General features: G+C 58.4%; 12 protein-coding genes and 1 tRNA gene. All 13 read right to left on the bottom strand.

Going from position 1 to position 20,215, the window contains the following annotated elements; translation table 11 throughout:
• Positions 1-48: 48 nt before the first annotated feature.
• Entirely contained in the window at positions 49-738 is a 690-nt protein-coding gene (locus OZX75_RS05460) for a type II secretion system F family protein (protein ID WP_277145658.1), read from the bottom strand.
• Positions 739-742: 4 nt separating this feature from the next.
• Complete coding sequence (locus OZX75_RS05465; protein WP_277145659.1) at positions 743-1,735, bottom strand: TadA family conjugal transfer-associated ATPase; 993 nt, start codon at positions 1,733-1,735, stop codon at positions 743-745.
• On the bottom strand, positions 1,732-2,706 hold the full coding sequence (locus OZX75_RS05470) for a CpaE-like family protein (RefSeq protein ID WP_277145660.1): 975 nt from the start codon (positions 2,704-2,706) through the stop codon (positions 1,732-1,734). The genes OZX75_RS05465 and OZX75_RS05470 overlap by 4 nt, the downstream gene beginning before the upstream one ends.
• Positions 2,707-2,959: 253 nt before the next feature.
• Positions 2,960-3,358 carry a hypothetical protein gene (locus tag OZX75_RS05475; protein WP_277145661.1) on the bottom strand — a complete coding sequence of 133 codons (399 nt, stop codon included), beginning with the start codon at positions 3,356-3,358 and terminating at the stop codon, positions 2,960-2,962.
• Positions 3,359-3,495: 137 nt separating this feature from the next.
• A complete protein-coding gene (locus OZX75_RS05480) occupies positions 3,496-6,234 on the bottom strand; it encodes a polyribonucleotide nucleotidyltransferase (RefSeq protein ID WP_277145662.1) in 2,739 nt (912 codons plus the stop codon).
• 316 nt (positions 6,235-6,550) lie between these two features.
• Positions 6,551-6,820 carry a 30S ribosomal protein S15 gene (rpsO, locus tag OZX75_RS05485; RefSeq protein WP_277145663.1) on the bottom strand — a complete coding sequence of 90 codons (270 nt, stop codon included), beginning with the start codon at positions 6,818-6,820 and terminating at the stop codon, positions 6,551-6,553.
• A 378-nt stretch (positions 6,821-7,198) separates the two neighbouring features.
• The gene (locus OZX75_RS05490; protein ID WP_277145664.1) at positions 7,199-7,960 is read right to left on the bottom strand and encodes a hypothetical protein; all 762 of its coding nucleotides are present in this window, start codon (positions 7,958-7,960) and stop codon (positions 7,199-7,201) included.
• Positions 7,961-8,116: 156 nt separating this feature from the next.
• Positions 8,117-8,190, bottom strand: a tRNA-Gly gene (locus tag OZX75_RS05495).
• A gap of 345 nt (positions 8,191-8,535) precedes the next feature.
• Positions 8,536-10,791, bottom strand: coding sequence for an exo-alpha-(1->6)-L-arabinopyranosidase (locus tag OZX75_RS05500; RefSeq protein WP_277145665.1), 2,256 nt, complete (start codon positions 10,789-10,791; stop codon positions 8,536-8,538).
• Positions 10,792-11,167: 376 nt separating this feature from the next.
• On the bottom strand, positions 11,168-11,602 hold the full coding sequence (locus OZX75_RS05505; RefSeq protein WP_277147451.1) for a holo-ACP synthase: 435 nt from the start codon (positions 11,600-11,602) through the stop codon (positions 11,168-11,170).
• Between the two features lie 222 nt (positions 11,603-11,824).
• Positions 11,825-15,454: a BspA family leucine-rich repeat surface protein gene (locus OZX75_RS05510; protein WP_277145666.1), complete on the bottom strand. Its 3,630-nt coding sequence runs from the start codon at positions 15,452-15,454 to the stop codon at positions 11,825-11,827.
• Positions 15,455-16,040: 586 nt separating this feature from the next.
• The gene (locus tag OZX75_RS05515; RefSeq protein ID WP_277145667.1) at positions 16,041-16,460 is read right to left on the bottom strand and encodes a hypothetical protein; all 420 of its coding nucleotides are present in this window, start codon (positions 16,458-16,460) and stop codon (positions 16,041-16,043) included.
• A 208-nt stretch (positions 16,461-16,668) separates the two neighbouring features.
• Positions 16,669-19,689 (bottom strand): BspA family leucine-rich repeat surface protein, encoded by a 3,021-nt coding sequence (locus OZX75_RS05520; RefSeq protein ID WP_277145668.1) that lies wholly within the window; start codon positions 19,687-19,689, stop codon positions 16,669-16,671.
• Positions 19,690-20,215 lie beyond the last annotated feature (526 nt).

Below are 20,215 nucleotides of genomic sequence, written 5' to 3' on the forward strand. Positions count from 1 at the left end.
GTCCAATTTCTCACTGCGGTTACGCAAAACAGCAAGCCTCGACCTCTTCTATCCTGCCGATTTGCGTTCTCCGCTCCGCCCTCTTTGCGCCGCATCCACACCATCCATCAACGCTTTCATCCACAGCATTCCCAACGCATACGTTCCCACTCCCAGCAGCAGACAAACCTGCCCCGCACTGTTGCCGAAAAGAAACGCAATCGGCTCCGCTCCCATCAGCTGCGCCAAAACGAGTGTGGCCAAAGGCAATAGGGAGAGGAGCTTTACGGTGGAACGCGGCACGGTGAAGGCATTGTCTTTCAGATTCTTCATCATCCGGTTGCGTTTATAGGACGAAGCCACCGCATCCAGACAATGCGAGGCCTCGCATCCAAGTGTTTGGCTGAGCCTGCAGGCCAGGTCCAGCTCAACCGCCGCCTGATCCGCCTGTTCCGGCGTTTCCTTTGGCCCTAATCGCGAATGCAGGATGTCTTGCAACTGCGCCAGATCGGGCATCGACGCGGTCTCGCACAACGGTTCGCCCTGCATCTGCTCGGCAAAAGCCTCCTCAAGCGAACCACCAGCTTTGACCGACGCCCTCAGAGCGTCGACACACGAAAGAATACCGGCCTTGTGCATCGGTGTCGTCGCCGCGGAAGCCGAACCCAGAGCCCGATGTTTGCCGGCAACATTGGGCCATCCAAAGCAAAGAACCGCAACCGTCAGCAGCAACCCGGCCATCAAAGCACTGCAATCCATATAATCACCCCGTCCAATGCCTCAAGAAGGCGTCCCATCCGGGCCCGGGAACCGGCATTCCCGCTCCGTCCCAAGTCGCTATCGCCTCGCCGACAAAACGCTCGGAATCCTTGGAAAGCCGACCAATCTGCGCAATCCGCCGTTTGCCGTTGCTGCGCTCAAGATGCAGGACGACGTCAAACGCCCCGGCGGCAAGCATCGACAGAGCCGGCGCGCTAAGTCCGGCCAAAAGCCCCAAGGACACCAATCGAGAGGGCACACGGTCGACGCTGTCGGCGTGCAGGGTGACCATGCCGCCATGATGCCCCGAGTTGAATGCCCGCAGCAGGTCGGCGATCTCCTCGCCTCGGCATTCTCCTAGAATGATGCGGTCCGGGCGCATACGCAACGTGGCCTTCACCAATTCCGGCAGACCTATCGCCCCCGCACCTTCCACATTGGCCTCGCGAACGACCAGTGAGACATGATTGCCACGACCGAGCGTGCCCAGTTCCCGCACCTCCTCGACACTGACCACGCGCTCGGCAGGATCGGCTTGGGCGAGCAATGCCTTGAGCAGTGTGGTCTTGCCGGCTCCAGTACCGCCGGTAATCAGTATCGTCGCACGTTTGCAAACCAGGCCGCACAGCAGCGGGAACCATGAAGACGGAAACAGGCCACGCGCCCCAAGCCCGCTCAGCCTCGGAACCGTTCGGCTCGGGAAACGTATGGAAATGCTCGCGCCCATAGGCACAATCGGCGCAATGACCGCATGGATACGAATACCTTCGACACTGGAGGCGTCGGCGATCGGGCAGGCGTCATCGAGCCGCTTGCCCAGTTGCGCGCACAGCTGGGTCGCGTATTCGCGGACGACCTGTGGCGAACGAAACGGCACTGCCGGGCGGTATTCGCTCATTCCACTACCCCGATCGACCCACACCCGGCCCTCGCAGGTCACGGCGATATCGGTCAGCGCAGGCTCATGGGCCAGCTCCTCCAGAGGTCCGAACATCATCGCTGCTCATCTCCTTCAACGGCGTCGCTAAGGGCATTGGCCAACTGCGTCATCACCGAACGGTCGGACTTCGAGATTTTGAGCCCAAGCCCTTCCAGCGCATCGCTGATTCTCGCGCTGTTGAGGCACATCGGTCCAAGGACCCGATGCCCCAAATACTCGCTGGCCTCGTTGACACTCACCACGCCCCGTCGCCGTGACGTTCCTCTCGGCTCGATGCCTACAATCGCCGCGAGACGCACAGGTGCGGGGTTTTCGAGGTTTCGGATACCGCCCTCTTCCTTCGCGATATCCGCGCCATTCGAACGAGAGGATAGACGATCAGAGAGATCGCAGGAGCCATCGGTCCCATCAGCACAGCTGGCGCCACCTCGACCGGACGAGCTTATACGCCCCGAAGAGACCCGCTGCATCAAGGCCCTGCAACGGGCAAGGCCGAGCACGGAAAGTTCGGTCACCAGAACGACGAGTGCGTGCCGCAACTGTGGAACCATATCGATAACCCTGCCACGCGAGCCGTCGACCAGCACTATGTCCACGCTGCGTTCCAAAGCCGCCATCGCAGCCTCGGCCTCCCACCATTCGGGCACCTCACTGTTCCATGAATCGAATGCCAGGACGGGAATGCCTTCCCAATGCGGAAGCCGTTTGCACAGCACTTCGCCGTCGAGTTTGCCCAACGGCGCGTTCAGGGTGCCGAACCGCAGTCCCTTGTCGTTTTCAAGTCCTAGAAGGACATCGAGCCCACCGGAAGCAAAGTCCGCATCTACCAATGCGGTGCGTCTGCCCCGATTTTTGAGCTGCAAGGCGGTCAGCGAACAGAGCCCGCTCAGCCCCACTCCCCCACTCGCCGAGAGGAAAACCGCCGAGCGCCTGCCGACCGCGCGGGCAGCAACGCTTTTGATTTCCGACAAGTCCTGAGATGAAGTCCGGCCGTCTTGCTCCTTGCGTTCCTCTTGTATCTCTTGCATCGCAAAGGCCTCGCTTGCCTGCTCTGCGCGCAACGCCGGAGGTCTCGTAAGCGTCGTTACCACCACGGGAGCGGTCTGAGAGCGACGAACCTTTCTTTCCTGCGCCATGGCAGGACGGGGCATCGGCGCGGCCGAGGGCGAAGCGAAGGGGGTTGCCTTCCACGCAACGGATGGCCACGTTCCGGCCGGCAGACTTCCGAAAGCCTGCACAAAACCTCGCGTCCGTGGTATAGCAGACGCATTCAACGGCAGATCAGGCGCATTCAAGGATTGCGGGGAACTCGGCAATGCGAGCACGGGCAACGGGCGAGGCGAGCGACACGGCCGGGGTTTCGCACACGACGGCGACCTTGCCGGAGGCGGAATCGAGGAAATCACGGAAGCCGGCTTTTGCGCCCGCAACCTCCTGACGGGTCTTCCTCTCACCTCGGCAGGCAGCAATATCCTTTTGTGCCGCGCAAAGGGCATATCCGTACGTGCTGGCCGAGGAATCGATAGTGCATTGTTCATATATCCATTCAATCCACTTCCTACCCGGGAACGCAAGCTGAAACGGGTAGTGTGGTCGAATGATAGGGGTTATCCACATTTGAGGCGTGTCGCGGGAAAAATTGCCGAACGATGCACATTCATCCACAACAAACATATCCATAACAAACAAACTGGCCTGCAACCCAATCAAGCAGGTTGCAGGCCAGTTATCGTCTATCGGGCGATTGGCCGGTTAACGGATTGAATCAATCAAACACGTCATCAGCCAACCGATCAATCGATCAGACAATCAGTCGATCAGTCATCGAACGGATCGAAGTCACGGCGGACACGGCGGCGCGGACGCTCGCTGCGCTCTTCGCGGTCCTCGCGATATTCGTCATAATGATCGTCGGTGGCATAGCGCGGGTTGCGATCGTTGCGACGGCCACCACCGCGGTGTCCTTCGTGGCGATCGGAACGACGGTAATCATCGCGATCTTCACGACGGCGACGCGGACGATCCTCAAAATCAGCATCGTCACGATCCTCACGGTCCTCACGACTACGGCGAGAACGACGGTCGTCGCGATCATCGCGATCGGAACGACGACGATCCTCACGGTCCTCACGACGGCGACGCGGACGATCCTCAAAATCAGCATCGTCACGATCCTCGCGGTCGTCACGGCTGCGGCGAGAACGACGGTCATCACGATCATCGCGATCGGAACGACGACGATCATCTCGATCGTGGTCATGGTCACGGTGGCCGCGATAGCCACGCCCGCCACGCTCGTCACGGTCATGGTCACGATGGCCACGACCACCGCCGCGTGGGCCGGATTCCTGATCCTCGAAGCCGGGAATGGCCAGCGAGATCTTGCCGCGGTCGTCGACGCCCTGGACGGTCACCTCAACGGTGTCGCCTTCCTTCAGCACGTCTTCGACGGCGTCGATACGCTCGCCGTTGGTGAGGTTGCGGATCTGCGAGATATGCAGCAGGCCGTCGGTGCCGGGGGTCAGATTGACGAACGCGCCGAAGCTCGTGGTCTTGACGACCTTGCCGTTGAAGTTCTCGCCGACAGCGGGGACGTGCGGATGCGCGATGGCGTCGATGGTCTCCTTGGCCTTCTCGGCTCCGTCGCCGCCTTCGGAAGCGATGTAGACGGTACCGTCGTCCTCAACAGAAACGTCGGCGCCGGTCTCTTCCTGAATCTGGTTGATCATCTTGCCCTTGGGCCCGATGATCTCGCCGATCTTGTCGACCGGAACGGTGGTGGTGAGGATGCGCGGAGCGTACGGGCTCATCTCGGCCGGAGCGTCGATGCACTCGTTGATGACCTCGAGGATCGTGGTGCGGGCTTCCTTCGCCTGCTGCAGAGCGGCGGCCAGAACGTCGGCGGGGATGCCGTCGAGCTTGGTGTCGAGCTGGAGCGCGGTGATGAACTCGGAGGTGCCGGCGACCTTGAAGTCCATGTCGCCGAACGCGTCTTCGGCGCCCAGGATGTCGGTCAGGGTCTTGTAGATGTGCTTGCCGTCGACGTCACCGGAGATGAGGCCCATCGCGATGCCCGCGACCGGAGCCTTCAGCGGAACGCCCGCGTCGAGCAGCGAGAGCGTGGAGGCGCAGACGGAGCCCATGGAGGTCGAACCGTTGGAACCGATGGCCTCGGAGACCTGGCGGATGGCGTACGGGAAGTCTTCCTTGCTGGGAAGCACCGGCACGAGCGCCTTCTCGGCCAGGGCCCCGTGGCCGACCTCGCGACGCTTCGGGGAGCCGACACGGCCGGTCTCACCGGTCGAATACGGCGGCATCTCGTAATTGTGCATGTAACGCTTGGTGGACGGTCCGGAGATGGCGTCGAGCGTCTGCTCCATCTTCAACATATTGAGCGTGGTGACGCCGAGAATCTGGGTCTCGCCACGCTGGAAGAGCGCGGAACCGTGCACGCGCGGCACGATGCCGACTTCGGCGGAAAGCGTGCGGATGTCGCGCAGGCCGCGGCCATCGATACGGAAGTCCTCGGTCAGGACGCGACGGCGCACGATCTGGCGCTGCAGTTCCTTGAAGGCGTTGCCGAGTTCCTTTTCCTTTTCGGCGTCGTCCATGTCGGTGAATTCGTCGGCGAGACGCGCGCGGACGTCTTCCTTGATCTCGTGGATGCGCTCCTGACGCGGCAGCTTGGCCGCGATGGAGAGGGCGTCGTTGAGGTCGGCGTGGGCAATTTCGTCGATGCGCTTGTAGAGCTCGTCCGTATATTCCGGGAAGAGTTGGAATTCCTTGTCGTTGCCCTTGCCGGCCTTTTCCTTGAGCTCGTTCTGAGCCTCGCAGATGACCTTGATGAACGGCTTGGCGGCTTCCAGCCCACCGGCCACGACTTCCTCATCCGGCTTGATCTGGCCCTCGTCGTAGATGAGGTTCCAGGCGTTCTTGCCGGCGCCGGCCTCGATCATGGCGATGGCGACATCGCCGTTTTCGACGACACGGCCGGCCACGACGAGCTCGAAGACCGCGCGGTCACGCTCGCTCCAACGCGGGAAGGCGACCCACTGGCCGTCGACCAACGCCAGGCGCACACCGGAGACCGGGCCTTCGAAAGGCAGGCCGGAGATCATGGTGGAAGCCGAAGCCGCGTTCAACGCGATCATGTCGTAGGCATCGTCCGGGTTGCAGGCAAGCACGGTCTCGACGACCTGCACCTCGTTGCGCAGCGTGTGCGGGAAGAGCGGGCGCAGCGGGCGATCGATGATACGGCAGGCCAGTATGGCGTCGTTCGAAGGACGGCCTTCACGACGGAAGAACGAGCCCGGGATCTTGCCGGCGGCGTACATCTTCTCTTCCACATCGACGGTCAGCGGGAAGAAATCGTAGTTCTCCTTCGGGCTGCTTCCGGCGGTGGTGGTCGAAAGGACCATCGAATCGTCATCGAGGTAGGCGGCTACGGCGCCGTCCGCCTGCTGGGCCAAACGGCCCGTTTCGAAGCGCAAGGTGCGCTTGCCAAATGTTCCATTGTCAATAACGGCCTCTACGGCCTTGATTTCGGGACCCTCCAAGGGTTCCTCCTTTGTTTAATTTCTTATCTATCCAACATACTGCAAAATGCTTTGTCAACGTCCGACCTTGGTTGCTGTATGGCTTATCTGGCCTCACCAACGTTGGTGGACGGCACGTTGACTTTCACTTCTCAGTCCGGGTCAGCGCCGCCGGCACTCACGCCGGAACGCATATCCAGATATTTCAATTATCGACCCTCACCTTAGGGCCGTCGGTTTCAACACCAGCGAACATTTCTAGACGTTTACCAACGTCCATGTCCAATCAAATCAAACCTCTGAAAAAGCCCGAGCGCGGAGCCCGGGCATACAACAGCTATCGACGAAGACCAAGACGCTCGACCAAGGAGCGGTAACGGTTGATGTCGACCTTCTTCAGATAGTTGAGAAGACGACGACGATCGCCGACCATCAGCAGCAGGCCACGACGAGAGTGGTTGTCGTGCTGGTGGCTCTTCAGGTGCTCGGTCAGATCGGAGATACGCTTGCTCAGCAGCGCAACCTGAACCTCGGGAGATCCCGTGTCGCCTTCGTGCGTCGCATACTTGGTTACGATCTCGTGCTTTTCTTCAGCCGTAAGTGCCACGGCATCCTCCTTATAGTTGCTGCGCGGTGCCGCCGGCATTATGCCGAAGCGCTCTCTATCCGCGGGCGAATACACGCCAAGTTTCAAGTATAGGAACAGGTACGGATGAATAGACATTCATGTTTCCATCAACGGTCATCGCCCCGATATCTGACTATCCGTCGAGCTGTCGCGAACCGGAACGATGCGATGAAAATCAGCGCGAATCAGCCTCCGAATCATGAGAATGCTCACACCACCGATTGAACCTGCGAGGAAAATCAGCAAAAACACCGATAAATCCTGATTTTCATCGCATCTTCATTTGGGCTTGCGAGGAAAATCAAGAATCTGGGACGAAAATGCTGATTTTCATCGCATGATCGAAATCGATATGCGTCAGACGGCGGCGAGCAGACCGCTGAAGAGAACGATCAAGAGGGCGATGCCTTCGATGACGAAGTACATCAGGAACGAGGCCCAGCTACGGGTCAGCACGTTCAACGGCGAATCCTTCCTGATGCAGACAAGCAGGCCGACGAAAACGATCGCGTAGACACCCGCCGCGATCAACGCCGCGATGATGCCGAGGTTCGCCGCGTTCGGCAGCATGGATGAGGAACCGTACATGACGTAGGTGGAATACCAGAACTGGAATTTCAGAAGCGAGACCCCCGCGATCAGCTGTTCGAAAGCCAGCAGAAGCAGGAACAGGATACGCCACAGCCAGGCATGTGCCTCGACGAAAGAAAGCGCGAAAGTGGCGAGGGCGAAGACGGTCACCGCCCACGAGACCAGCGCAACACCCTGCGGCGCAAACGGGCTCAAGAGCTTGACGATCTGTGTGGTGTGACGCACGGCGAGCACACGCCCGAACCAGTAGGGGCCGATAATCGCGACCAGCAGAATGACCAGGTAGACCACCCAGCGTATGGGGCGGAACTGGCTGCGCTTGATGTCGGCCAGGGAAAGGTCGGTCTGTGGGATGGAAGCCTCGGGGTGCTTGGAAACGCTGATCTTCTCGACCTTGCCTTCCACGATCTCGACGGCCTCGTTGCGCTTTCGCGTTTTCTCGGCCTTTTGGGCGACGCTGGAAACCGGCGTCTTCTGCGCAGTATCTTGTGAGGACTTGCGGTCTGCATCTGTCGAATCATTCGTCATGGCCATGCCTCATTGATCTGATGAACCTTCTGTGCATTGCCCCATCAAGGTTTCCGGCGTTACCAGCGTCAATCACATCGTTCGTGACACCGAAAACGACGGCGAGGCGATATCTTATACAACGCTATAAGTTCGCAAATTCATTTACCGCCGCAATGGAGCGGATGACGGGAATCGAACCCGCGTAATCAGTTTGGAAGACTGAGGCTCTACCATTGAGCTACATCCGCGTGCCGTTCGTTGCGACCACAAAGCCGCGCAAAACAACGACTTTCAGTATACACGAAGCATGGAATTGGCGACACGTTCATTCATAGACTCGTGTGATCGATGAAGTGACAATATTCTTCAACCCATCCAGATAGCACCAAACGATGAATTCAACGCCAATTGACATTCCGTGCTGTGCCAATGCCGGAACCTGATTTTGAAAATGCCGAAATTAAGCCATTCTCCTTTTTCAATAAACGGAAGAAAAAGCACGGAAGCGCTGATGACGATGTATCAACGCTTCCGTGCTGCACATTCATTCATGCTATCCAGCAATCATCGATTGCCCGGTAGGGTGAATTTTGTTACTTGGAGACCTTCTCATATTCGGCCTTGAGCTCCTTGGCGAGGGCCTCGGCCACGTCGGCACCGAGCAGCATCGACATGCCGCCGACCGGGCAGCTGTCGAGGAACATCACGATCAGCTGGCTGTCGGGAATGATGTTGTGGCCGAACTGCTGGTCGAGTTTGGCCACGACCTTGTCGACCACAGGACCGCCGATCGGATCGTCCTTCCATTCCTTGAACGTGGACCATTGCGTGAGCTGGGCGGTCTTGCCGTCGTCGTCGAGATCGACGAAGACGGTGTCGGCGATGTCACGCGAGGACGTGGCGACCTCGATGCCGTAGGTGCCCTCCTCGACCTTCCAGTCGGCGAAGCGCTCGGACCAGTAGGCGAACGCGCGCGAATCCAAGTCAATGGAGACCTCAGCGGACTCGCCAGGCTCAAGATAGACCTTCCTGAAGCCCTTGAGTTCGTGGACGGGTCGCGCGACGGCCTCGGCAGGCGGGGCGACATAGAACTGCACGACCTCGGCACCTGCAACGGAACCGGTGTTCTTCACGGTCGCGGTGACGCGAGCGGACTGCGGGCCGGTCTTCTCCGCCTTGGCGTCGGAGACCTCGAACGCGGTATAGCTCAGACCGTAGCCGAACGGGTACACGACCGGCTTGTGGAAGGTGTCGTAGTAACGATAGCCGACAAAGACGCCCTCGCCGTAATCGACGTGGCCTTCCTCGCCCGGCCAGTTCATCATGGTCGGATCGTCGTCCAAATCGTTGATGATGGTCTGCGCGAGCTTGCCGGACGGATTCGCGTCGCCGAAGACGATATCGGCGGTGGCTGCACCGCCGGCCTGGCCGAGCAGCCACGCCTCAAGGATGGACTTGGCGTCGTCGGCCCACGGCATGGAGACCGAGGAACCGTTGGAGAGGATGACCACAACGTTCTTGTTCGCCGCGGCGACGGCCTTTAAGAGCTCGACCTGCTTGGCCGGAATATCGAGCGAGGTGCGGTCGAAGCCTTCGGATTCATAAGAGGCGGGCAGGCCGAGGAAGAGCAGCACGGTGTCGGCGCCCTTGGCGGTGTCGACCGCCTCGCCGGTGAGCGCCGGGTCCTGCGCGTCGTCATCGAGCGTGAAGCCGGGTGCGAAGGCCGCGTCGACGCCGCGATCCTTCAGGGCATCGAGGAAACTGGTGAGCTTGTTCGGGTTAATCAGCGACGAACCGGCGCCCTGATAGCGCGGGGTACGGGCGAACTCACCGATGACGGCGAGCTTGGTGCCGGGGGCAACCGGCAGCAGATCGTCCTCGTTCTTCAGCAGAACCATGGCCTCGCGGGCGGCGCGACGGGCGACATCATCATGTGCGTCGACATCGTAGCGATAGCCAGCCTGACCCTTCTCCATCGCCGGACGGGTCTTCGAGACCAGATCAATCATGCCTTGCGCCATCTTCTCCAACTGCTCGGGCTTGATCTCACCGTCGCGGACGGCGTGCACGATCTTCTCGTCGGTGTTGGTCGGCGGCATCTCGAGGTTCAGGCCGGCGTTCAGGGCCGCGGCACGGTCGTGGACGGCGCCCCAGTCGGACATGACGATGCCCTTGAAGCCCCACTCCCCGCGCAGCAGGTCGGTCAGCAGCCACTTGTTCTGCGAGGAATAGACATCGTTGATCTTGTTGTAGGAGCACATGATCGTCCACGGCTGGGCGGTTTTGACGATGTGTTCGAAACCGGGCAGGTAGATCTCGCGCAGGGTGCGCTGCGACATATTGGCGCTCACACGCATGCGGTCGGTTTCCTGGTTGTTGGCCGCGAAGTGCTTGAGCGAAGTGCCGATGCCCTTGGACTGGATGCCTTCGACCTCGCCCACGGCCTCGTGGCCGGCCAGGTACGGGTCCTCGCTCCAGAACTCGAAGCAGCGTCCGCCCAGAGGGTTGCGCTTGATGTTGATGCCGGGGCCGAGGATGACGGCGACCTGCTCCTGGACGCACTCCTCGCCCATGGCCTCGCCGGTCTCGCGCACCAGATCTGGGTTCCAGCTTGACGACATGCCTGCGGCCGGCGGGAAGCAGGTGGCGGGCACGGCCTTGTCGACGTCCATGCCTTCTAGGTTCTGAGCCTTGCGCAGTCCGTGCGGGCCGTCGGTGATCGTGTAGTTCGGCAGGCCCTTTTCGGGCACCGAGCCGATGCTCCACGGGTTGGTGCCGCTGGTCAGCGCCGCCTGTTCTTCTACGCTGAGATCCTTCGCGTTGGTCACTGGTGTTGTTTGATTGGTCATTATGCAACCTTTCCCTATGTCTGGCCGGTCTCATCGCTGAAGCCCGCGCTACACCTATATTCATTCGGTTTTCGCCAATCCGGCCATTCCTGAATTCCAGGATAACCACTTAGTTACCGACCGGTAGGTAGCTATATTTTAACACAATCTATCGCCGTCGATACCATACAAAACATCGAAAAATGAACATCGCAAAAATGCCGCCCTCGACAGGAATTCTGCCCTGCCGGGGCGGCAACGTCACGGCTATCTCGGCAATTATCCCGACGACTGGCTTGACGACCAGCTCTCGCAGGAAACCACTGTTGAATAACCTCAGAACCCTATCAATCACCGGTCGCCGAAACGAGACGGCCTTCGCCTTGAGCTCGGCAATTTACGCCCGGACATCGCTTACCAGCAGCACAACGGCCGACGCCACCGGCCCATCGTGGCTGAGGGACACATGCCAACGTAACGAATCCCTCGCCCCCAGCGACTCCTGCAACGTTGCGTCACACGCGGGAGCCAAGACGACATGCGGCCGCGAGCGCGAATCGTCGAGAATCTCAAGCAAGCCCCACGGAAAATCATCAAGCGTGTACGGGTTCGGCCGATCACCCAGCGCCTCGCACCACGCCTTGAGCACGGCTTCCTTGCCGGCCCATTTAGCGGCCAGATGCGTCGCCTCGTCGTCGTGCTTGGCTTTGGCGCGTGCGGCCGCCTGCCGCAGCTCGCGCGCGGAAAACAACAGCTTGCCCCGCGAACCCGGCTCCCCCAACTGCTCGGCAAACGCCGCGACGTCGACGACATCGTGCCCTAACCCGAGCACGGCAGAACCGTACGGTTTTGCTCCATCGTCGGTTTTCTTTACCTCAATCACGCTTTTATGCTACCCGCCCGATATGAGATTGGCGGGCGCCCGGCTTACCTTACTAAAAACGAACGGCAAAGAGCGGCAGACGATATCATCGATACCATCCGCCGCTCTTCAATCAACCCTTGAATCGGTTCCAGGATCAGGAAGGCAAACGGTCCTTCACCTTTTCACCAATCAGAGCTCAATCCCCTCTCCGGTCGCACCGTTGAAGTGCTGAGCGCTCTCTTGGCCGTTGCGCTTGTTCTTCTCGTAGATGTAGGTCGATCCAGCGACCACCACTACCAAGAGCAGCAGCAGGAGCCACCACCAATTGAAGCCCTTGCTCTGGGTGGTTTCAACGGACTTGGTTGTCGGCGAGGCGAAGGAGCACCTCGGCAGGCCTTCATAGTCCGAATCGGTCCACGCGGCAGGCGTGCCGTAAGCAGTCTCGTCGGCCTCGAGCCACGCGACCTTCTTGGCATGCTTCTTCTTGGAGTTCAGCCTCTTGGCCACATCATCGGGCATGCACTTCGGACGTGCCTTCTGCTTCGGCGTGGCCTTCACCGTGGTGTCCTGCTGGCCACCAGGCGCAGGCGTCGGAACCGGAGCCACGGCGTTCGGAGCCACACCAACAGCGACGCGGTACGGGATGTAGCGGTAGACGACGGACGGACGCGGAGCCAGCGGAGCAGGTGCTGCAGCGCCACCGTTGTTGCCGTTGCCGTTGTTGTTGCCGCCGTTACCATTGTTACCGGCATTGCCATGGTTGTTGTTGGCATTGTGGTTATTGTTGTTGCCGTTGTTGTCACCATTGCCGCTGCCATCACCATTGCCCGGATTCGGGTTAGGGTTAGGATTCGGCGTTGGAATCGGCGTCGGGCTCGGGCTCGGATTGGGCTTCGAACCATCCGACGTGCCCTTCTTCTCCCACTGCGCGTAGAAGGTGAACATTCCAGGAGTCAGGTTGCAGACGTCATCCTTTTGATAGCTTGCGCCCTTGCCGTCGGCCTGAACATTCCAGCCGACAAACTTGTAGCCAGAAACCGTGAACGATGAGCCCTTGATCTTGTAATTGAACGCGGTCGGATCGGTGACGCCGTCCTTGCCCTTTTCGAGCGTGTAAGACTCGTTGGCCATCTCACCCTCGGCGCTCGTTCCTGCAGGCGCGTTCGCCGCGTACTTGATGACGTAACGGGCCTTCGTCGGACGCGTGACCTCACTCGGTGAAGTATGGTCGCTCCACTGGGCATACAGCGTGGTCACACCAGGCGCCAGCGATATCGGATCGTTCGCCTTGTAGGCGGTACCGGTGCCGTCGGACTTGGTGTTCCAACCGACGAACCTGTAGCCGGAGACTGTGTAGGCATTGGCCTTCACAGAATGCTGATAGTGCATGTAATCGAGACCATCGGTCACGTCCACGTTGAGATTCTCGTCAGGCATCGAGCCGCTGGGCACCACACCGGCAGGGGCGTTCGCGTCGTAACGAACCACGTAGCGCACATGGCTCACCGGTTTGATAGGCGTGGTCGGCACAGAGGACTTCTTCTGCCATTGTGCATAAAGATGGAATGTCGTACCAGGAACGGTGAAACCGACAAGCCCATCGCCGGGTTTGAATTCGTCACCAGAACCATCCGGCATCGAATTCCAACCGACAAACGTGTAGTTGTTGACGGTGTAGCCGGATTCAGGAATCTCTGCCTGAAGCTTCGTAGCATCAGGACCGACAACACGAACATCCTCCGTCGTGCCTTCAGCGGTGGTTCCATCAGGCGCGTTCGACAAGAAGACCACTTTACCGAACACCTGCCAGACATACGTGCCGGCAAAACCGTCTTCCTGAGTATGAGTGGCAAAGCTTCCGCTATCATCAGTGGCTTCGCTGGTCCAAGAGCCATCATCCTTCGTCCAACGGCCGGTATAGCCGCTGGCCTCAGTCGCACCGGCCTCACGGGGTGTGGCATCGAAGAACGAGGCCTGCAAATGCGCGTCCGGCCCCAACTTCAAGGTGGAGAGATAGTACGGCAAAGAGCCCATGCCGTCAGTAACATTACGAGTGTCAAAGTTCGACAAATCCAAGGAAGTGATGCCATAGGCACCGTTGAACATAAACCGCATATTCGTCAAAGCCGAAGTCTTCCAGCCTTCTATACCCTGTACCTTGGTCACACCTGCGTACCAGAACATGTAACTCATATCGGTGACCTTGGAGGTATCCCAACCTGTCAAATCAAGCGAGGTCAGACCGGAAACTCCATCGAACATATGATCCATCCACTTGACCTGGCCAGTTTTCCAATTTGATAGGCCGTCGATATGCGTCAGACTGGAAGCTCCCTCAAACATCTGTTGCATGTTGATGACCGAAGCAGTGTTCCAACCAGACAAATCACCGACATCGGTCAGGCTGGAGTCAAGCGCAAACATTTCCTGTATAGCCTTGGCCGAAGCAGTGTTCCAAGCCGAAAGATCGAGCGATTCTAGGTTTTTATCGTTCTCGAACATTTCACCAAAAGACTCGACCTTGCTAACATCCCAATCCTTGATTCCCGGCAGTGCAGTCACCGGCATTCCAGAGAACATAGCCCACAAACTTGTTGCGTTGCCCATATCCCATTGGGACAGATTCCCGAGATCAGATATTCCAGTATTCTCAAACATCCAACTGAAATCGTTAGAATTACCGACCTTCCAGCGTGACAAATTACCGACAGTAGTCAGTTTCATGTTATCGTCAAACAACTGCGAAAAGCTTTTGACATTATGCACATCCCAGTTCGACAGGTCGCCGACGCTCTCCAATGAGGATGCAGTATTCGAATCAACATTTCTGGTCCAAAACATACCACTCATATCGTTGATGGCCGAGGTATCCCAGTCATCGAGCCCCGTAATGGTAGTTAATGCCGGATCTTCTTGGAACATACGATACGCATCTATTTGTTTGCTGGTCTTCCACTTGCTGTCGGCGTTGTTGCCAGGCAGTCCCATGCCTGGCGCAGTGCGCGACGTCCCCCATCCGGTCAAATCAAGATCCTTCAATTGCGGATCGTTCACAAAGTACATCCGTAGCGTTCCGGGTTCCGAAGTCGCAAGCAGGGAGAAATCCACATTCCCTATATTGTCAATATGCTGGAGGGCAGGCATGAACGCATAACCTATGTAGCTATAGTGCTGACTTGAAGTCTGCGCCAATTGCGTATGCGGAGCATCATCGAACACGATACGAGTCAGAGAATTCTTGTAATTGAGAAGATCCGAATGTCCATAGCACTCGTGCTTCATACAGCTATAAGGGTCAAAATAGCTATCCAGATCATAAATGCCGGCACCGTAATGAAGAACGATTTCCTCGCCCTCATGTTTCAACTTCCAGTGAACCTGATGATCGCCGTTGGAATCGCCGCCGAAGTCGCCCTCATCGATAACCGAGGGGTCGCTCTGCGCCTGCGGCTGCTGGGCCGGCTGGGCGTTTTGCGCGGCAGGCGCCTGTTTGGGCTGCGCGGCCGGAGCGGCCGAAATCTTCAGGGACTGATCGCTCTTGTCTACGGTCTTCTGCTGCGTTGCGGAATCGCCTACCCCCGCCTTTGACAAGGTCTTGTCCGCCTCTTGCACCGGGCTGGCCGGCTGCTTCAGATCGGCATTCGCCTCGGCGGGTTTGCTCGCATCGCTGCCGGCATCCCCGTTCTGGGCCTCCTGAACACTCGATTGCCCGTCGGCAGTGCTCGGGCTGACTTGATCGGCCGACGCCGCAGCACCCGTTCCGAGAGCCATTGCCGAGGCGACAAGCAGACCGATCAACGCTTTATTCCACGATCTCATTGTTCCTCCCTTTCCTTTTACCGCTCTATGCATTTCGGTTCGGAGTATGCTCTTCACTGCCACGCCCACGAATCGCCATTAAACTGTTATTACATTAAAAAACGTTACACGTATCACATTTTGCTCGATAGGTTTTAGTACAAGTGGTCAGAAATGGCAGGTAAAAGGCTCAAAAACGGCCGTGAAAATGATGATTATTCTCTTAAAAGGGCTTTTTCCGCCTTTATTCGCTGCCAGGAAAATGCCGGAAAACGAACGTTTCGCCTATCACCAGCCGCGTTTTAGGTGTCAAAGCATTCGACTTGTCCGAAAAAGACACCGTGCGAGGAGCCACTTTCATCAATTGTTCCGATTACGCGAACCTTGCAGACCTGATTCAAGCCGATTCCAGAGGAAAGGGAATACGTCGGCTAAAGACCACAGGACGGCGCTATGCGGCTGTCTTGTGAAAGGCTATCGCAGCCTGATTGCGAGAACACATCAAATATCAAATGGAAAACAACTGAACACCATCAGCAACAGTGGCCATGCCACCGACCGCGACGCGACAACGGATACACCCGCTGCCCCGACCTATCCGAGGGACTTACCTGACGATGAACCGACCATCATAGTGTTGCGCGTACATGTTGTGCCGGGCCTTGCTGGACTCGTAATTGTAGGCCACGATCAGAACCACGAAAGTGAGTGCCGCGAACGCCGCCAACACCGACCAGTCGAAATGCAGAGGAACACTCGCGGAAATAGCGGAACGCGGCTGGGTCGCGACGCACTGCTGGACATCAGCGTTCGAGGCATCACCGCAAGCCGCATTGTCTCCCTCGATAGGAGTGACGGGAACCTTACCAGGCTCGGGGGTGGGAGTGACGGGCTTATTCGGCACGGTGGCGGAAATCTGATCGAACTGAGCAACGTTGGAATCCGTTTGCGCGTTGACCGCGACCGGAGCAGCAACCATAGCAATAGCGACAAAGCAACCAATCACGATTTTTTTCAACGACTTCATGATTCCTCCCTTTTGCTTAGCTCGCTCTCACCATCCATCAGCCTCGAACCATCAAGGGCCGATGGACCTTTATTGGTCATACTGTGTAACATATCACAATATCGAGGACCAACACCCAGGCTTTCGACAAGAAACAAGTATGACGGCCTGACCGGTTGCAAACGGGGCATGAACGAAGCAGCGGGAACCGAATCAGGCCTTATGACGCTCACCTCGAAATCGTAACGGAATCCAGATCACGGTGGCGGGCGAGGATGTAGCCGTTGTTCCTGGAGGCAAGCAGCAGCAGGAACAGTGGAACGAGGAAGACCAACAACCACCAGAAGTTGAACTGCACGCCGACGGCCGCGGTCGGGGCCGACGCTTCGATCGCGCACTTCGGCAGGCCGTTGTAGTCGGAGAGGCTCCATGCCGCGTTTTGGGCGTACGGGGCATCCGTGGACTCGAGCCAATTGGCGGGCTGGGTACCGCGCTTGCCCGATTGCATCCTGTTATAGACATTTGCAGGAACGCAGGTGGGACGCCGGCGCTGCTGCGGAGCCGCTGGCGCCGTGGCGTTGTTGTCGGAGCCGGCAGGGACAGGAGTTCTTCCGGCGTTGCCGGCGACGCGGGCCATCGGTGCGGGCACAGGCAAAACGGCGGCGGGGGCGGGCAAGGTAGCGGCCTGCGGCACAATACCATTATTCTGAGTGGAATTGTCGGCGCTGTCGTCGTCGTTACTGCCGTTATCGGCAGTGCCGCCATCGTGGCCGCCATCGTCTTTACCGGGTGTCGGCGTCGGGCTCGGAGACGGAGCAGGACTGGGTTCCGGGCTCGGCGTCGGCATGGGCTCGGGAGTCGGCGACGGACTCGGGTTCGGGCTCGGAGCAGGGGCAGGAGTCGGGCTCGGCGTAGGCGTAGGCGACGGAGCCGGCACCGGGGCGGAATCCTTCTGCCACTCGGCATAGTACGTCGTGATACCGGGAGCCACCTTGACGATGCTCCCCGCCGGATAGGTCCCGCCGCTTAAGTCCTCTTCGGTATTCCATCCGACGAACGTATACCCTTCAACCGCATAACCGTTCTGAGCGATCGTCCGATTGTAATGCAAGAAATTGCCTGCGGAAGCAAGCTCGATGCTGAATTCGTCGTCGGGCACGGACCCGGTGGCCGTCAATCCGGCAGGCGGACGGGACTCATAACGCAAAGTGTAGTGCAGCAAAGCCGGTCCGACGGGCACGGTGGGATGGACCGGCTCAACCGGCTCAACAGGCTTAACCGGCGCAACCGGGGCAGGCTTCTTCTCCCACCGCGCAGCGAGACGGACGCTCTGGCCACGCTTGAAGCCGGTGATGACATCGCCCTGCGCATACTGCTTCTGCTTGCCGTCCTTGCCGGTATTCCACCCGACGAACGTGTAATCCTTGGCACTGAACATCACAGGCGGAACCGTGATCTTGATCTTCTCGGCATAGGCACCAACCTTGCGTATCGTCATTGGCTTGCCGGTGATCTTCGCTCCTTTCGGAGCGTTCTTCCTGAATCTCACCTCGGCGAATTCCTGCCAGCGGTAGGTGCCGCCGCCAAACTCGTCGGAACGCGTCAGCGTCGCGAGCGACTGATCGTCATCGCCGGCATCGCTGGTCCATGTGTTGTCGCCTTTCGTCCAGCGACCCGTGTATCCGGACTTCTCGGTGGCACCGCCGCCCAGAGGATCCGAATAGCTGAAGCAGGAGACGTCCAGCTTGGTGTCCGGCCCCAGTTTGAGCTCGCTCAGATGCGGCGAAAACGCCCACGACCAATACCTGACATTTCGGGTGTCCCAGCCGGAAAGGTCGAGCGAGGTAAGGTTGTCGGCACCATAGAAAGCCTCCTCGATATTGATGACGTTGGAGACGTTCAGGTCTTTCAGCCCCTTGACTTCCTTCAGCGCGTGATTGTTGCGGAATATTGCGTGTATGGCACCTCGCGCGGAATCGGTATGCCAGCCGGTCAGGTCGAGCGAGGTGAGCGACGCATCGTCCTTGAAGAAGGCATCGAAGCTCGTGTTTTTGCTGACGTCCCACTTGCCGATGCCCGGCAGCTCGGTCAGATTCCTCATTCCTTCGAAGAACCCCGGCATACTGCGCATGCTGCCCATGCCCCAATTCGAGACGTTGCCGAAAGAGACGATGCCCGTGTAAGCGAACATGAATTCCGCCCTCGTGTCTTCGCGAAGATTCCAATGGGAAAGATCGCCGATATCGGTAAGGTTGCTGTCGCCGTAGAACATGTATTCGGACTCGGTGACATTGCCCAGATCCCAGCGCGACAGATCGCCGATGTCCCTCAACGGGGAATGCTCATAGTCGGTGAAGCCCGGCGTACGGAACATCGCGCTGGTATCCACCACGGCCGACATATCCCAATTGTCCAGACCGACGATGGTGGTCAGACTGGGGTCGTAATGGAACATATCGTTCATCTTGATAGACACACCGGTCTTCCATTTGCTGGAAGCGCTGACACCGGGAAGGCCGGCGCCCGGGGCGGTACGGCCGCTCCCCCAACCGGTCAGGTCGACGCTCGGCAGGCTGTCATCGCCGTCGAAGAACCCAGACAGATCGAGTTTGCCGGTCTGCCCCTGAAGACGGCTGAAATCAAGATCACCGACATTATCGATGCGCGTGACGTTCGGGAAGCCGGAGCAGGCACCGTTACCGCTCGTCGCCACCACATGCGTGTTGGGGGCATCGTCGAAAACGATGCGCACGATCTTCTCGTACAGTGGTTTGGCATCCGGGTTGACCTGGAGTACCAGCATCGGCGAACCGCTGTTGGCATCGCCGAGCACACCCGGGCCGATATGCAGCACGTCCTGATTCGGGGCGATTTCCTGGACATACCAGTGCACCTCCGGGCTGCCCTTCTCGCGGTTGCGCCAATCGGCCTGGAACTTGATCGAGGGGTCCGGGTTGGCCTGCGCCTGGGGCTGTTGCGCGGCAAGTGGTGCGGCAACAGGCTGAGACGCCTTGGCATCCGCCTCGGAGTGTGTGTCTGAAGATGTTGACTTGCCTGAAGCAGTTGACTGCTGCGGCGAAACAACGCCTTTCTGAGAAGACGAGACGGAAGAGGAAGCAGAAGAGTCCGTCTGGCTTGCAACATCCTGCGGCTCGACGGTTTCATCGGCCGACGCCGCCGTGGCGAACGATCCGGCAATCATCGCGGCAGCGGCGAGCATGCCGATTATCGCTTTGTTCAAAGACTTCATCGCTTCTCTTCCTTTCCCACGGTTCTTCACCATCCGCCGTTTGCATGGATGACGGATTCAGCCGTTCAACGCACCACCCATATTCCATAAGTACTAATTATTAGTATAACAATGCATTACTAGAAACGTTTGAAATAAATGGACCCATTTGTCAATCTGCGTTCGCCTCGCCGTCAGACAAAATGAAAAATATCGTCTCGTCGACAGACACCATCAATGTGGTATTTGTCACACAACCTTTGTGAGAGTAGGTGTATCACAGATAATGCACACCCAAGAAACACCCAAGAAAAATGGTATATTTCAGTAACTTCCGATTAAAGAAAAACGTTCTCTGCAGTAAAAAATCTCAATAAAATATTCTGAGAGCATAATACAACCGTTGCGAGAATACATAATCCCATGTCAGCCACAAATCATAACAATTCCAATAGATTCGCGTTATCGGATCACAAGAGCCGACCAAAAGCAAGAAGTCCGTCACCGGCACAGAAACCGGAGACGGACTGTCTTATGTCAACCGTTC

It is taken from the genome of Bifidobacterium sp. ESL0800 (assembly GCF_029395355.1).
Lineage (GTDB): Bacteria > Actinomycetota > Actinomycetes > Actinomycetales > Bifidobacteriaceae > Bifidobacterium.